This window comes from Pseudomonas sp. PDM03 (assembly GCF_014852385.1).
In the GTDB taxonomy this organism is placed as follows: domain Bacteria; phylum Pseudomonadota; class Gammaproteobacteria; order Pseudomonadales; family Pseudomonadaceae; genus Aquipseudomonas; species Aquipseudomonas migulae.
Map to the genome: position 1 here is coordinate 1 of NZ_JACVBM010000038.1, position 14,888 is coordinate 14,888.

Annotated in this window: 16 protein-coding genes; 11 read left to right on the plus strand and 5 right to left on the minus strand. The window is 57.1% G+C overall.

Going from position 1 to position 14,888, the window contains the following annotated elements; genetic code table 11:
* Positions 1-497 precede the first annotated feature (497 nt).
* The 3 genes from IB254_RS29175 (at position 498) to IB254_RS29185 (ending at position 2,627) form a co-directional block, all read left to right on the plus strand.
* Complete coding sequence (locus tag IB254_RS29175; RefSeq protein WP_192420899.1) at positions 498-1,775, plus strand: flavohemoglobin expression-modulating QEGLA motif protein; 1,278 nt, start codon at positions 498-500, stop codon at positions 1,773-1,775.
* Positions 1,776-1,987: 212 nt separating this feature from the next.
* Complete coding sequence (locus IB254_RS29180) at positions 1,988-2,278, plus strand: hypothetical protein (RefSeq protein WP_192420900.1); 291 nt, start codon at positions 1,988-1,990, stop codon at positions 2,276-2,278.
* Between the two features lie 187 nt (positions 2,279-2,465).
* Positions 2,466-2,627, plus strand: a complete 162-nt coding sequence (locus tag IB254_RS29185; RefSeq protein WP_008035506.1) for a DUF2986 domain-containing protein — start codon at positions 2,466-2,468, stop codon at positions 2,625-2,627.
* Between the two features lie 8 nt (positions 2,628-2,635).
* Here the strand turns inward: IB254_RS29185 and IB254_RS29190 are convergent, their stop codons facing one another.
* Complete coding sequence (locus IB254_RS29190; protein ID WP_192420901.1) at positions 2,636-5,533, minus strand: EAL domain-containing protein; 2,898 nt, start codon at positions 5,531-5,533, stop codon at positions 2,636-2,638.
* Between the two features lie 220 nt (positions 5,534-5,753).
* On the opposite strand from IB254_RS29190, the gene IB254_RS29195 reads away from it, so the two are divergent.
* The gene (locus IB254_RS29195) at positions 5,754-6,266 is read left to right on the plus strand and encodes a GNAT family N-acetyltransferase (protein WP_192420902.1); all 513 of its coding nucleotides are present in this window, start codon (positions 5,754-5,756) and stop codon (positions 6,264-6,266) included.
* A gap of 389 nt (positions 6,267-6,655) precedes the next feature.
* Here IB254_RS29195 and IB254_RS29200 read toward each other — a convergent pair whose 3' ends face one another.
* Entirely contained in the window at positions 6,656-6,997 is a 342-nt protein-coding gene (locus IB254_RS29200; RefSeq protein ID WP_192420904.1) for a hypothetical protein, read from the minus strand.
* 210 nt (positions 6,998-7,207) lie between these two features.
* Between IB254_RS29200 and IB254_RS29205 the strand changes: the two genes are divergently transcribed.
* The 5 genes from IB254_RS29205 (at position 7,208) to IB254_RS29225 (ending at position 9,890) form a co-directional block, all read left to right on the plus strand.
* Positions 7,208-7,444 (plus strand): hypothetical protein, encoded by a 237-nt coding sequence (locus tag IB254_RS29205; RefSeq protein WP_192420906.1) that lies wholly within the window; start codon positions 7,208-7,210, stop codon positions 7,442-7,444.
* Between the two features lie 154 nt (positions 7,445-7,598).
* The gene (locus IB254_RS29210; protein WP_192420908.1) at positions 7,599-7,817 is read left to right on the plus strand and encodes a DUF4287 domain-containing protein; all 219 of its coding nucleotides are present in this window, start codon (positions 7,599-7,601) and stop codon (positions 7,815-7,817) included.
* 158 nt (positions 7,818-7,975) lie between these two features.
* Positions 7,976-8,605 (plus strand): LysE family translocator, encoded by a 630-nt coding sequence (locus tag IB254_RS29215; protein ID WP_192420910.1) that lies wholly within the window; start codon positions 7,976-7,978, stop codon positions 8,603-8,605.
* Between the two features lie 98 nt (positions 8,606-8,703).
* Positions 8,704-9,240, plus strand: a complete 537-nt coding sequence (locus IB254_RS29220) for an AAA family ATPase (protein ID WP_192420912.1) — start codon at positions 8,704-8,706, stop codon at positions 9,238-9,240.
* Positions 9,241-9,491: 251 nt separating this feature from the next.
* Entirely contained in the window at positions 9,492-9,890 is a 399-nt protein-coding gene (locus tag IB254_RS29225) for a hypothetical protein (RefSeq protein WP_192420914.1), read from the plus strand.
* Between the two features lie 156 nt (positions 9,891-10,046).
* Here IB254_RS29225 and IB254_RS29230 read toward each other — a convergent pair whose 3' ends face one another.
* On the minus strand, positions 10,047-10,901 hold the full coding sequence (locus IB254_RS29230; protein WP_192420916.1) for a LysR family transcriptional regulator: 855 nt from the start codon (positions 10,899-10,901) through the stop codon (positions 10,047-10,049).
* Positions 10,902-10,997: 96 nt separating this feature from the next.
* Between IB254_RS29230 and IB254_RS29235 the strand changes: the two genes are divergently transcribed.
* Positions 10,998-11,639, plus strand: coding sequence for an FMN-dependent NADH-azoreductase (locus IB254_RS29235; protein WP_192420918.1), 642 nt, complete (start codon positions 10,998-11,000; stop codon positions 11,637-11,639).
* Positions 11,640-11,791: 152 nt separating this feature from the next.
* Here IB254_RS29235 and IB254_RS29240 read toward each other — a convergent pair whose 3' ends face one another.
* Together IB254_RS29240 and IB254_RS29245 are read right to left on the minus strand one after the other, a co-directional pair.
* Positions 11,792-12,505, minus strand: a complete 714-nt coding sequence (locus tag IB254_RS29240) for a hypothetical protein (RefSeq protein WP_192420920.1) — start codon at positions 12,503-12,505, stop codon at positions 11,792-11,794.
* A 386-nt stretch (positions 12,506-12,891) separates the two neighbouring features.
* Entirely contained in the window at positions 12,892-13,515 is a 624-nt protein-coding gene (locus IB254_RS29245) for a glutathione S-transferase family protein (RefSeq protein WP_192420922.1), read from the minus strand.
* A 294-nt stretch (positions 13,516-13,809) separates the two neighbouring features.
* On the opposite strand from IB254_RS29245, the gene IB254_RS29250 reads away from it, so the two are divergent.
* Positions 13,810-14,673 (plus strand): OST-HTH/LOTUS domain-containing protein, encoded by an 864-nt coding sequence (locus IB254_RS29250; RefSeq protein ID WP_192420924.1) that lies wholly within the window; start codon positions 13,810-13,812, stop codon positions 14,671-14,673.
* Positions 14,674-14,888 lie beyond the last annotated feature (215 nt).

A 14,888-nucleotide genomic window follows, 5' to 3' on the forward strand; every position in this document is an offset into this window, starting at 1 on the left:
CTCAGCAATCGTTGGTTACATCTTTGATTTCTCGCGGAGTAACTTGTGATGCTGATAATCTTGTTGACTATCAGTCTGACTCCACAAGCACCCACACGAATTGCTTGATTCAGTTGTTAAAGAGCGGCTGGTTAAGATCTTTCGTCTCAACCGAGGCGCGCATTCTACAGCGCCTCTCATCAAACTGCAACCTTAAAAGTTGATGATTTTTCTTAACTAAATCAACAACTTAAACCAGAACCAGCAGCGAACTGCTCGTTAGCGGGAGGCGAATAGTACAGTATTAAAATACGTGGTCAACCCCTGAGTGGAAATTCTTTTCCCACACCAAAGAGACCAGGTTGCCAGCGCCAGCTTTGGGTCGATAACCGTCTTGCACGAGAAGTAGAAAGGCACAGTCGCCCGCGAACAACAGGAGACCTCCTGATCGGTTACAACGCACCGCATCGTAACGACTAAGCTTTTTCGAATGATCCTCGTCTTTCAAGGGTGACTCCATGAGCAGCGCCCCCCTGTCTGAACTCGATGCCGCTCTACCCGGTCTGGCTCGCAAGATCCGCGTACTGAATGCCCTGTCCTGGCCGGATGGCGTCGAGGACGTTTTCCTGGCGCATTGGCGTAACGGGAAAGCCGAATTGCCCAGAGTCGAATTACGCCCCCGCGATCACAGTGCCGACATCGCCGCTCTGGAAGCCTTTATAGGACGCTGCGATCAGGGACACCCAGCCGGGCACTATCTCGCCATGACAGCGCGCAGTTATGCCACGGCCGGACGCATGTTGGGGGCGATTGGCACTCCCGCCTTCACTCAATACTCATCCGCGTTGTACCGACGCCCGGATTTCTATTATCCGAGCCAGAAACTCAGCATGCTGGACGCGGCCAATTTTTTTCTCACCACCACCGACGCCCTATTGGGTGGCGCCCGGATTCCACCGACTCAGGCTGAGATCCCGGCCGAGGTCTTCGCCGCCTGGATGCAGCCGGAGCTGGACCGTTTCTTCGGCGAGGGCCGGGTCACGGTCGTGCTCGACCCGACGCTGGCTGCCAAGGCAATCGCCGGGGCAAGCCGTATACGCCTGCGTACCGGCGCCCTGTTCTCTGAACTGGACAAGAATCAGTTATTGCAGCATGAGGCCTTCGTGCATGTTGCTACCGCACAAAATGGCGCGCTCCAGCCCAACCTCAAAAGTCTGGGTCTGGGGGCTCCACGCACGACCCAAACCCAGGAAGGCATTGCCACCCTGGCAGAACTGTTCACTGGCAGCATGGACATCAACCGCCTGCGCCGCCTGGCCCTGCGCGTGCTTGCGGTCCAGCAGGCTTTGGACGGCGCCGATTTCATACAGGTATTCGAGGGGTTTCTCGCCGCAGGCCAGTCACAAGAGGAGTCCTTCCGCTCAACCCAGCGGGTCTTCCGTGGCGCCGACCTGCGTGGTGGCTCGGCGTTTACCAAGGATGCCGCTTACCTGACGGGTTTGCTGGGCGTCCATACCCTATTGCGTATCGCGATCCGCGACAATCGACCGGAACTGGTGGGGCATTTGTTTGCCGGACGCCTCAGTCTGGCCGATACCGTACGCCTGGCGCCTCTATTTGAATCTGGCTGGCTCCAGGGCCCCACCCATCTACCGGCCTGGGCCTGCGATTTACGTCTGCTCGCCGCCAACCTGGCCTTCTCCGCTTTTATTGCCCAGATAAAATTGGATGTGCTCGATCTGGAGGTGCTCATGGCATTTGCAGACGAACACGAAAACGATGCCAGCGCCCTGTGATCATGGGCACCTGCCAATTGACTCGATTGAGTTTCACGGAAATATCCTGACCGCGGCGCGGCAATCGGCCAGAAGCGGCCGGTGGTCGTTGCACTTCGCCAGTCGCCGGTGTGTGGCTAAGCTTAATTAATCGGGGTGAGTTGAAACCTGAGAGATAGCGGCCATCAGCGGATCTGGACAGGCATCAAGACGGTGCCCCATAGGAGACGACTATGTATGCGGTGATAAGAACCTACTTGGGTACTGGAGCAAAGCAGCTTTTCGAGCTTTTGGAAGAGCGCAAGACCGACGTTGAAGCGACCCTGCGGACAGTGCCGGGCCTCGTAAGCTACACGCTGTTGAATACGGGTGACGGTGGTACGTCGGTGACGGTTTGCACGGACAAGGCCGGCAGCGATGCAAGCTTGAAAGTCGCAAGCGAGTGGATCAAGAAAAATGCATCAAGTATCCACGCGAACCCGCCGATCGTAACGGAAGGTCCGGTCATCGTGCAGATCAAGTAACGCGCCCTTGCGATTGATCTCGCGACACGGTCGTTGTCGCGGGTTTTGTATGCTTGCCTGGCGCAAATGTGATCGTCCGCAAACCATCAGATTGGGTTTGATTGCGGTGCAAGCCCGTGTCTCCCCCCTAGGCTTCGTGTGCAAACCTCTGCCATCATTCAAGCATTCACAAGCCGAGTAGAAATACATGAATCGTCAGAAAAAAATAAAGCAGCTATTAAAGGCTCACGCCAAAAAGGCCAGTGCCAAACTGGCACCGCAAAACAAGTCTAAATACATCAGCAAAGCTGACCGATTGAAACTGGCCGCTGAGTCCGCACAAGACTCAATCACGCCCTCTGAGGGCTGATCCAGCCCCTAACGAACCATCAACGAACTCGCCAACAACGCCTCCAACCCCATCGGCTTCGCAAAATAATAACCCTGAGCCTGCCCTGCGCCCATTTCGCGTAGCAAAAGCAGCGTCGCTTCATCCTCGACACCTTCGGCCACAACACTGAGGTCCAGCGATTCGGCCATCCGCACAATCGCCCGCACGATCGCGCGACTGCGAGGGCTGGTGGTCAGTTCGAGGATGAACGATTTGTCGATCTTCAAACCGCTGAAGCGGTACTGATGCACGTAACTCAGAGATGAAAACCCGGCACCGAAGTCATCGAGCACCACCGACATGCCGTTGTCGGCCAATTGCTGCATGGTCAGTCGGGCAATCGCCGGCTCCGCCACCAGTGCACCTTCGGTCAACTCCAGGCAGATCCGCGAGGGCTCGACCCCGTATCGCGCCAAGAGCGCAAGCACATCATTGGCAAAGTCCGGGCGCGTCATGCTGTAGCTGGAGCAATTGACGTGCACCGCAGGCCAATTGGCGTGTTCGGGTTGGGCGAGGATCGCGGCGATGCTGGTCAGCATGTACAGGTCCAGTCGACCAATCAGGCGCAGCCCCTCGACATCCGGCAGAAACTCGCCCGGTGCGATCACCCGGCCGCCCGGCTGATGCCAGCGGATCAGTGCCTCAAGAGCCAACAGTTCGCCGCTTTCGACGCTGACAATCGGCTGGAAATACGGCAACAGTTCGTCGGTACGCTTGAGCGCGTTGCGCAAGGCCCCTTCCCGCTCAACCTGGTCCGAGACTTCACGGCGCACTTCCTGATTGAACACTGCGTAGCTGTCGCGCCCGGCACTCTTGACCCGGTACATCGCCGCATCGGCATCGCGCAGCAAGTCGGCGGGTTCCTGATGGAACTGACTGTCGGCGCTGACAATACCGATACTGCAGGACGAAAACACTTCATAGCCGTTGATCAGGAACGGCAGGTCAAACGCCACCAGAATCCGTTCGGCGATGTCGATTACGATTTCCAGCGGCGCCTCGGGAGCCAGCACGGAAAACTCATCGCCCCCCAAACGCGCGAGCATATCGCTGTCGCGCAGACAACCGCGCAAACGGTGGGCGGCCTGCATCAACAGCAGGTCGCCAAAATGGTGGCCGAGGCTGTCGTTGACCATCTTGAAACGGTCGAGGTCGATGAACATCACTGCCAGGTGCCCGCCTTCGCTGCCGAACTGCGACCAGGCCAGATTGAGGCGCTGTTGCAGGTAGGTACGATTGGGTAGCCCGGTCAGCGCATCGTGGGAGTTTTCGTGTTGCAACTTGGCATTGGCGTGATCGAGCTCGCGGGTGCGGATCTGCACCCGGGCTTCCAGCTTGAGGTTGGCGGCATGGATCGCTTCGGCGGCCGTGCGGCGCGACAAGGCTGTATCGATGTGCCGGGACACGAACGTCAGCAGTTCCTGGTCGCGCAGGGTATAGCGCACTTGCGAGGTATAGCTTTGCACCGCGAGTACGCCACGCACCACATCGCCATCGAACAATGGAATGCCCAGCCAGGAGTAGGATCGGAAGTACGCTTCGGCCAGTTCGATGTCGCCCTGCGCAGACAATCGCTCCGCTTCGTCGGCGTCAATCAGGCAAGGTCGACGCTGACGGATAACGTACTCGGTCAAGCCCCGGCGCCCTCGCCGTGCCACCGGGCAGGCCGTCTGCCGCTCATCGACATAATAAGGAAAGGTCACTTCACTGGTCGCGTCGTCGAACAGCGCAATGTAGAAGTTCCGCGCGAACAGCAGATCACCGACGATGCCATGCAATGTTTCAAACAACTCAGCCATATCGCCAGGCCGGCTGGAGAGTTCAGCGATCTGAAACAGCGCGCTCTGCAGATGTTCGGCGCGCTCTCGCTCTGCCACTTCCTGCCTCAAGGCGTCGTTGAGCGCCGAGAGCTCCAGGGTACGACGCATCACCGTCGCTTCCAGATCCTCGCGGTGCAGAATCCGGTCCAGCGCCATGGCCACGTGGCGGGCCACCACCAGAAACAGCGCGCGATCTTCAGCGCTGTAGGTACGAGAAACGTCGTAGACCTGCATCGCCAGCATGCCAAACACCTCGTCCGAGGCATTTTTCAACGGGGCGCCCATCCAGAATTCGGGGCGATCACCCACGCAGTAAAAACGGTCTTCGGCCTGAGCCGCGAGGATGCCGGCGGCGTCGATCAGCAACGGCTGGCCGCTGGTCAATACCTGGCCGGTCAACGAAAGATGCGAAGGGTCAAGGTATTCGTAGTGCGAGGACTCCACTGCATCAACGTCAATGATGTCGACGTAATACGGGTAGTCGATCTTGCCGCTGTGCGGGTCATACAGCGCGAGATAGAAGTTCTCGGCGTCGATCAGGCTCGCCAGCAACTGGTGAACCCCCACCAGGAACACTGACCGGTCGCGGGTCGAACTGGCCAGGTAGGTAATTTCATACAGCACACGCTGAGTAATCTGCGCGCGGGCCAGGGTATTCGTCTGCACCTCAATGCCCAGGCGCTGGGCAAAACCGGCGAGCGCCGGTTCTGCGGCCTCGGTGACTGGCGCAAGCAGCCAACCCAGCACACTTTCACCGCTGCCGGTCGGCCAGCGGTGCAAATGTCGGGTCTGGCAAAAGGCATCGAACTGTTCATTCGCAACACTTGACGGCCACTGCGCCTGTGGGTCGCCCTGCCCGACCAAATGCATCTGTTCACCGGCACGGTAAACGACCCACGCGGTGGTGTGCGTCCAGTTGCGCGCCGAGTTCAGTAAGTGTTCGATCGTATCCTCGTTGCCAGCGCTGGTCATGCCGACAGTATCCGAATTCCCTTTAAGCTCAGAGGCGACAATATCGCAATCGTTCGATTGCCGCGGGAAGTCGGTCAAAGGACGAAAACTCATCAACGCTCCCTGAGCCAGAAACTGGCGATACTCACTTACTGGATACTAGCAATGCGCCAGTGAGCTTCCCGTTTATAGAGTTTTTATTCAATAGGTTTTTTCGAATTGTGAGTTGCTTCCTCAACAGGTCATTCTGTAAGGGCGCCAACTCGGCAAACGACTGACAAGTGTGCCTCTGCCCCCTTATCCAAGTAGTTCCACCAGGAAAAGGAGCGTCCTTATGGAGACCGTCACAATTCGTACCCTGCAAAACACTGATGCTGAGGCGTTGCTGACGTTTGAAAGGGACAATCGCGAGTGGTTCGAGCGCCACATTGACGCACGCGATGCTGCTTTTTATTCGGTGCAGGGTGTCACCGAGCACATTGCTGCCTATTTATCTGATTATGCGGCCGGCACCTGGCACCCCTTTGTCATCGTAGACGCTGACGGAAAAATAGTGGGCCGGGCGAACCTGAAAGACATCGACACGTCCGCCCGGTCGGCAGAAGTCGGCTATCGGATCGCTCAAAGTGCTTGCGCAAAAGGACTGGCGACGCGGGCGGTGAGGCATTTGATCGAGCAAGCGCAGTTGCGTTGGGATCTGAATCAACTGGTTGCCAACGTTTACGTCGACAACATCGGCTCGGCAAAAGTGCTCGAACGCTGCGGCTTCGTGATTGAACAGACATCTCTGCAAGCAGGCGCAAATCAGGAGTATCGGTTTGGCCTTTCGATTCAGACGAGTGAATGAAGGGACAATAAGAGTCCCGGAAACGTCTCAAGATTCAGGCCGGGAGGCGAGCCAACGCTCGACCTCGTTGTTTGATGGTGTAGGCGTTCCCCTGTAGGAGCCGGCTTGCTGGCGATGGACTCAAGTACCCCGCGTTTAACCAGCTCTTACGCGTTATCGTTAACGACCATCGCCAGCAAGCCGGCTCCTACAGGTTTTGCGCTTACCCCAAATCCAGTTCAGCTAAACGACGTCGAATTTGCGGGAGCTAGTATTTCGCCGTTCTTGTTTCTGTCCCCGGGATTTCGTGTAGAACAAAAAAAGCCCCGCAACCAAATGGGCTGCGGGGTAAAAAATTGGTTGGTTGCGGCCAACCAAAGGAGCTCTGTAGAAAGCGTTACGGGCCGGGGTCAGATGCAGTCCTGTGCGGCGCGTTCAAAACTTGAAGGCAGCAGGTTCGAAGCCAGCAAGTGCCGCTCGTAGATGAACACCTTGCCGCCACTCCCGGCCTTGTAGGCTTCCAGCACGTTGTCGGCCGAGACTTTGCTCGGCACCACGATCCGGTAGCTGCGCTGGGTTTGCGAGACGGTCGGGTTCAACGCATGGCTCTGCAATTTCGGTACGACGCAATCGGCGTATTGGGCTGGGGTCTTGCTGGTCTGCAAGGTCAGGGTCGGGTCGTTCGGCGCGGAAGCGCAACCGGCGAGCAACAAAGAGCCAATCGCCATGGCGGGTACAAATAAAGAGCGCATCGGTCTTATCCAGAAAATAAAAGCTTCGGTTCATCCAGCAGCGGGACTGCGTCACGGTGCGTGTTCGATGGAGGTGATTTTCCGCCTATAACCAACAAAGCAGAACTTGTGTTTCGTAATGGTCACTATTACCTCTAGCAATAGTTGCGCGCCGTGCAGACGGGTACACACTCTGAATCACCACTGGAAAAAATTGATGAGGACCTATCCTTGAGAACTTTTGACCTGATCCGCGATGCCGTTTTGCCCGATTTCCGCGACCGGGTGGCCGAGTACCTGGTCCAATACGAAACCGTATTGTTGGGCGAACACGCGTCCGACCCGGAACTTGTGTGGGCCACAGCCAATCAGTTGCGCGGTTATTTGCGCGGGTTGAACACCACGCGAGTGCTGGGCATGGCGGACTGGGAAGAACTGGATCGGCGGGTGGTGAATACGTGGCTTTAGCGCCGCACGCCTCGACCGGCGGATCGGCATCCATCGAATGACTTTCTATACTGCTGTCGAATCCGGAAAGACGCAGGATTTGCCGTCATCGTAGTCGTGGTTCTCTCTGGGTAATGTCTCCCGATAGTTCTCAAGCAAAAAAGGAGTTTGCGTCATGACCGACGATCCAAAAGTAAAAGGACCAGCGTCGTACTTTCCCTCTATTGAAAAAAAGTATGGGCAGCCAATCACCCACTGGCTAAACCTGCTCAAGACAGTCAACGGCAAGAAGCACATGGAGATGGTTGCGTTGCTCAAAACTGAACACGGTTTGGGCCATGGCCATGCCAACGCGTTGGTTGCGTACTTTTTAGCGAGCACTAAAACCGACTGACGAGACGGATGTAGCACAGGGCGCTCGATGCACCCGCTTGCAGCTCAAGCCAACCGGGCGCCATACACCTGACTGTTGCTATCAAATCCACCTCCACTGTATCTGCTTCAACCCAATGACTACGGTTAGCCTTGTTCCTCATCCAGGGAATTTGCGCTATGCCGGACGCCACCAACCTTTACCTGTTCACTGTCGCCGCCCTGCTGTTGCTGATCGTGCCTGGCCCGAACATGGCCATCGTCACCAGCCATGCCGTTGCCCATGGCTGGCGTGCCGGTTTCGCCGCAGCTTTGGGAATAACCCTGGCCGACGTGCTGATGACCGCCATGGTCAGCGCGGGGCTCGGTGCGTTGGTGATGAGTTGGGCGCCGGCATTTGATTTGCTGCGATGGGCCGGGGCTTGCTATCTGATGTGGCTGGCGTGGAAGGCATTGAGCACTCCACCAGCGGACGCGGATGCTCAACCTGCATTGGCATCGCGGCGCAAGATCTTCATCCGGGCGACCCTCAACAGCCTGTTGAATCCCAAGGCGCTGTTGTTCTTCATGGTATTCCTGCCGCAATTCGTCACCCTGGGAACCAGCAGTGTCACTGTGCAACTGATGGTATTAGGTGTGTTGCTTGCGCTGATCGCTTTGATCTTTCATTCACTGCTCAGCGTCTGTGCCGGGCAGCTACATGGGCGCCTGCGTGGGGGCAAAATTTCCAGCCGCCTGGGCGCTTATGGCTTCGCTGTCGTAATGACGGCGCTGGCGGTGCGCTTGCTGGTTCTGAACCGGACAGCCTGAAGCGGCCGCTCAATAGACGTCGCTCGTCGAAGCCGCCTTTTACTGCGCCATCCAAAACCTGCACACTTGTCGGCTTTTTCGCGACAGGAAGTCTCCCCATGCAACGGATTGTCATTCTGGGCAATGCCGGTAGCGGCAAATCCACCCTCGCCCGCGCCCTCGGCAAGCGCCTGAACCTGCCCGTGGTGCACCTCGATACGTTGTTCTGGGAACCCGGCTGGGTCGAACCCGACGCCGAGCAGTTCCGCGCACGGGTCCGCAAAGCGCTCACACCAGAGGCCTGGATTTGTGAAGGCAACTATGCGCGGCGAACCTTCGACCTTCGCCTGCCCCGGACCGACCTGATCATCTGGCTCGATACCTCGCGGCTCACCTGTTTCACCCGAGTGATCAGGCGCAGCATCATGAACCGCCCTCGCGCTGACCTTGCAGCAGGCTGCACAGAGAAGCTCGATCGGGCATTCCTGACCTTTCTCAACTTCGTGTGGAATTTCGATCGTGGCTACCGCCCAGGAATCGAGGTGGTGCGCCTGGCGATCGGCCCGCACATTCCTGTGCTGCACTTGCGCGGTTCCCGGCAGATTCGCGCCTTTCTCGATAGCTTGCCCGTAGCGTCGGGAGTCTGCCTTAAATAGAGGGGGGCTTTCGCTATCCCCGATTACGAACCTGATGGTGAATCAACCGACGCCTTCATGGCGCTCACACGCAAACCTCAAAGGGGCCGAACACTCAGGCCGTTGGCAATTTAAACAGCGGCGCCCTAGAACTTTTCCCTGTTTACAGGTCTATGTGGACAGGCACATTCGCTCGGCAAGCGCTAACCCGCAGACTTCCCGCAGCCAGATGGCTACACATCAACATGTCAGTTCAGAGGTTGTCTTCGCTCATGAAATTCCATGACCTACGGATGGTGATCTTCGGCCTGTTCGCATTCGCGGCAGTGGGCTCGGCATCAGCAACACAGATGAAGACCTCAACCCCTGTTTTCGCAACTGAAGTGGCGGCCGTTCAGGCTCCGGCCCAGGCTACCGGCAGCCCTTGGTCGACCGTGGCCAGTATGGCCGGCAATCAGCCAGGGTCGTTGCTCGCCCATGATGACCGATACTGGCATGACGACCGTTGGCATGATCGTAGAGACAATTGGCGCCGAGACGACTGGCGTAGAGAGCAGTGGCGTAGAGAGCAAGCCCGCCGGGAAGCCGAACGCCATCGTTATTGGGAGCGTCACCAGGATCGGGCCATGCGGCATCGCTACGAGGACGATCGCCGCTACTATCGTCGCTAAATCTGCCTGTAACACCAGGCTGTAGAAATCAGGCTGAGAACCTCGACGAGGTACGAATCGGATATTCGCTCAGTGCTTCCCAAGTGAAGCCTGAGCGTCCGCAACCAATGAAGGTTATCGACCAAGCGCATTCAATACTGGCCTTTGAAATGACCGTTAAGCCCTGCGCGTGGAGCAATACTCCACGATGAGCTGAGTAACCGCCGCCACCATCGCCTGATCCGCTTCAGGCGAGGTAAACAGCCGAAACTCTGCATCCGGCAACTCCGGCAACCCATGTTCAGCCCCAAGAACCACCAGCCCTTGCCCCAACTGACTGAGTGTCATGGGCGCAACCGCGAAGCCTGCAAGCGCCGCCGCCCGCAACCCGGCGGTGCTGCTGCATAACATCGCCGTGCGTTGGGCAATCCCCGCCTGAGCCAGTCGCTTCAACGCAACCTCGCGATAAGGGCACGGCTCGGGGAACAGGGCCAGCGGCAACGGCGTCGGCAACCGGGTGACGGGTTGCGCCGACCAGGCCCACACCAGCGGTTCTTGCCACAGCAATGTCCCCGCTTCGCTGGTTTCGCACAGTGAGCCAATGACCAACTCCAGATGCCCTTGCTTCATCAGCGCCAGCAACGTACCGGGAATGCTCACCTGCACGTCAATCTCCATCCCTGGGTACTGCGCCGCGAATTCCTGAAAAGCGCGCAGTAGTCGGGATTCGACAAAGTCCTCGGATATTCCGATCCGCAGCCGCCCATGAAATGGCGTACGCGTCAGTTCCGCCCATGCATCACGGTTCAGCACAAGGATCGTGCGCGCATAAGAAAGCAAGCGCTCGCCATCGGGCGTCAGTTGCTGGGAACGGGTGGTACGCGTCAACAGGGGTTTACCAATCTGTTCTTCCAATCGCCGCACATGGCCACTGACCGCAGACTGAGTCAGGTGCAGCTTTTGCGCTGCACGGCTGAAGCCTTCTTCGTCGACCACAGCGACAAATGTTTTGAGTAGCAGAGAATCGAACATAGTTTTCTACGTGATTAATCGACTAGTAATTTACGATTTATATTTCAAATATAACTATGTTGCAATGCCTCCCTACCCCACCACTCGAGGCACGCCATGACGACTCTGCTCCATATTGAATGTTCTCCACGCAAGCAGCGCTCGGCGTCCCTTGAAGTCGCTCGCAGCTTCATTACGCGTTATCGAGAAAACACCCCGGACACCGACATCATCACTCTCGACCTCTGGAACATGGCGTTGCCGGAATTCGATGACCTGGCAATGGAAGCCAAATACGCAGGACTCAGCGGCACTGCCTTGACCCCAGCGCAACAGGAGGCCTGGAACACCTTGAAGGATCTGGCTGCGCACCTGCATCGCGCGGATGTACTCGTGATGTCCGTACCGCTTTGGAATTTCAGCATCCCGTACAAACTCAAACACTTCATCGACCTAGTATCGCAGAAAGACATCCTGTTCAGCTTCGATCCGGAACGCGGTCTGGAAGGCATGCTGCACAACAAAATCGCCGTAGTGGCATACGCCCGAGGCCTGGATTTTTCAGCGCAGTCGATCACACCGGCGGAACGCTTCGACTTCCAGAAGCCCTACGTGGAAGCCTGGCTGCAATTCATCGGCGTGACCGATGTGCATTCGGTGATTGTGGAGAAGACCATCCTGGGGGAAGACGTTGATCTTGATGCGCGTGAGGCTGCGACTGGGCAGGCCAGAGGATTGGCAGATACTCTTTGTCGCTGACGGGTATTTATAAGGTACGGGCACCCACTCAGGCATGAGAGCCAGGGGTAGTTTTCGACCCAATGCTGCCGATGAAGGACGGTAGAAATCGGTCAAAAAAGTCGCAAGCCCCGTGACACTTCAGGGCTTGCGACTGATTGCCAATACGTCCTTCAAACGTCGAGGACGTTTGCTACGGGAATGCCTGCCGTGTTCATTGCGAAACGTGCAGGCCTAGTTTTGTACCTCAACCACGTCGACATCCGGCGCGTCTGGGGCGTCCGGGGCGTCCGCCACATCCTCTCTGGCGTCCCTCGCCTCGACTTTGGCAGCCTCTCTGGCTGCGTTTGCCTCAGCCTTGGCAGCGTCTCTGGCCGCATCTGCAGCAGCACGGGCGGCATCTCTGGCCGCATCGGCTTCTGCTTTGGCGGCGTCCCTGGCTGCGTCGGCAGCGGCCCGGGCAGCATCTCTGGCAGCATCTGCGCCCGGTATGCCAGCAGCTTTTGCAGCATCCCTGGCTGCATCCGCCTCGGCTCTGGCGGCGTCTCTGGCTGCATTTGCAGTAGCCCTTGCAGCATCCCGGGCTGCATCTGCGTCAGCTCTGGCAGCATCTCTGGCTGCATTTGCTTCGTTTCTGGCAGCGTCCCTGGCTGCATCTGCGGCATCGTTGTCATGCGCATTGCCCGGGCCTCTGTTCCCGGCAACACCACCATGACCATGACCGTCACCGTCATGGCCTGTTGCACCATGACCACCACCATCTCCATGGCCGCTGCCACCGTGACCACTGCCTCCGGAGCCTCCACTACCGGAACCACCGCCGCCACCGTGACCACCACCGCCTCCGCTGTTACCGCCGCCACCACCGCTGCCACCATCTTTGGCATACACGCTGGAGAAACTACTGATGTAATCGGGCACTAGAACAGTCGATGCCGACAGGACCCCACCAATTGCCAGGGCCAATAAACATTTCTTGAGCAGCATGATGCACCTCCGCTTGGAGTTGCGCAGTCATGTCCCTATCGAACGCAATGTCCAGTGAGTTCCCGGCCGCCCATTGGAGCGGCCAGCCAACCGGCACGGCCATAAATCTGCAGCATTAACCAGCAACTGCGGTTTCCGCACGATCCCTGAGAGCCAGTCAGCATCGTTTTGTAGGAAGTTTCCCCACATTTTTAGATAGGTGCTGTCAACCCGAGTTCAACAAACGAATATCTGGACTGAAGCATGCGTTGAGCAAAAATCTCTAAAACTTCCGGACGCCAACAGTTCACCGCGAGCTGAATGCCTGAAATCCCCTGACCACGCTGGGTCGAACACCCACCCTTTCATACCAGCGGCGAAGCTTGGGCAAGCGATCCCACGGGATGTCTGCTTCCACTGACGACATGATGCTGTAGGCCGCGATATCCGCGATGGAGAAACAGCTTCCCGCCATATAAGCATCAGCACTGACGAACTGTTCAGCCAACTCAATTGACAAAAGCATGCGCTCGACCAGCCGCGCAGAGCCATCGTTGAGCCCTTGGCCGCGAAGGAAGAACGCCGAATGGCCCGGTGCGATGACATCGGTCAAAAAGAAGAAGAATCGCTCATACACCGTAGCTCTGTGGCCAGCGGCACTGGGCAAGAGCCGCTCTGGAGCCTTTTCGGCAGCGTAGAAAATGATCGCGTTCGACTGAGTGAGCACAAAGGCAGGCTCATCGCCCTTTCGTTCGACCAATACCGGGACTTTTCCGGCCGGATTCAGGGAGCGATGATCCGCCCCTGTTTGCTGGCCTTTTGAAAGATCCACCAGTCGAACCGTGTACGCCAGCCCCGCTTCTTCGAGGGCGATGGCTGCCCGGATGCAATTGCCCGTGGGTGCGCCGTGTAATTCCAGTAGTGCGTTCATGAAGTATTTCTTCCTCCTTGCGGGCTCAGTTCAGTCATCCGCTAAAGCGCACCGACTGTCACACAAGCCAGGCCCGACGCTGCGAGTCGTCACGCATAGACGTCCCGGTTTTTTTCGATGAAAGCCTGCACAGACGCAGCTATCGACAAATTATTTTGAAAAAGTCCGAACGGATTGACTCAACCTACACTGAGCTTGATAGGCGTCCGATTTACGCGTTGCAAGCCTTCCTGGCAGGGCAAGCGTAATGCGGTGAACGCTCCAGCCCTACCACTTATGCCTGAGTCGTTGATCATGGATGAAGTCACTACCGTACCCTCGGATGATGTACCTGCTACTCAACACATAGTGCAGCGCAAGCTCGGACGCTGTCTGTTGCGCGTGCAACAATACGAACGGCAGCTGAAAGCCATTGTCGCGCATTACGAACTGACCGGTCCTGCAGATCAGCTGTCTAGCATCCGCGACCAGAAGGTCGCATGTGCAAAGAAAAAGACGATGGGTACGTTGATGGGGATGTTGACCGAAAGCTTTTTGACCCCGCCGCCCCCAAACGAAGAAGAGTCACAGACCGAAGCCTATGTCGGTGACCAGATCTGGCTCAGGCTTCGGTACCAGTTGGAAATGACAGCCGAGGACTATGAGGCAATGAAGGCCGATCTCAAGGAACTGGTTGACCTGCGCAATAACCTGGTCCACCACTTCATTGAGCGTTTCGATCTCTGGTCTGAATCGGGCTGCCAGGCGGCGGATGGTTTTCTGGAGGAAAGCTACGAAACCATCAATCGGCATTGCCTGAGTCTGCAACGTTGGGCCAAAAACATGATTGAGGCACGAGCTAAAATGGCTTCGTTTATACAGAGCCAAGCATTTGAAGATGCGCTCGACGGTATCCGAGTGGATGGCTCAGTCGATTGGCCTGGCAGTGGGATTTGCTGCTGTTTACGTGAAGCAGAAACGAAGCTTGCCGAAGGTGGCTGGACTCGATTGGAAGCATCCATTCGCTGGATTGGTGGTACCTATCCCGAACAGACGCCCAAGCGCTACGGTTGCAGCAGCTGGAGGCATGTCCTGCACGAATCACGGCAGTTCGAAATACGAAAATCCCAAGCTGATAATAAATGTATTGCCGTCTGGTATCGCAGCAAGGTCAGCTGAATGGGAAATTGAATCGTCCCTCCTTTTGTAAGCGCACTGAGTGACTGCTCCTGGCCGATCGCTGCCTGTCACGACAGACCGTTATCGACCGATTCTGTTGAAAAAGTCGGATTTTCAGATCACCTGAACTCAGGCACGACCACCACTGGAGAACCTACTCACCACATTGAGTGGTTTTTCGGCCCTTCGGTGACCTTTGCTGCTCTGTTATTGGG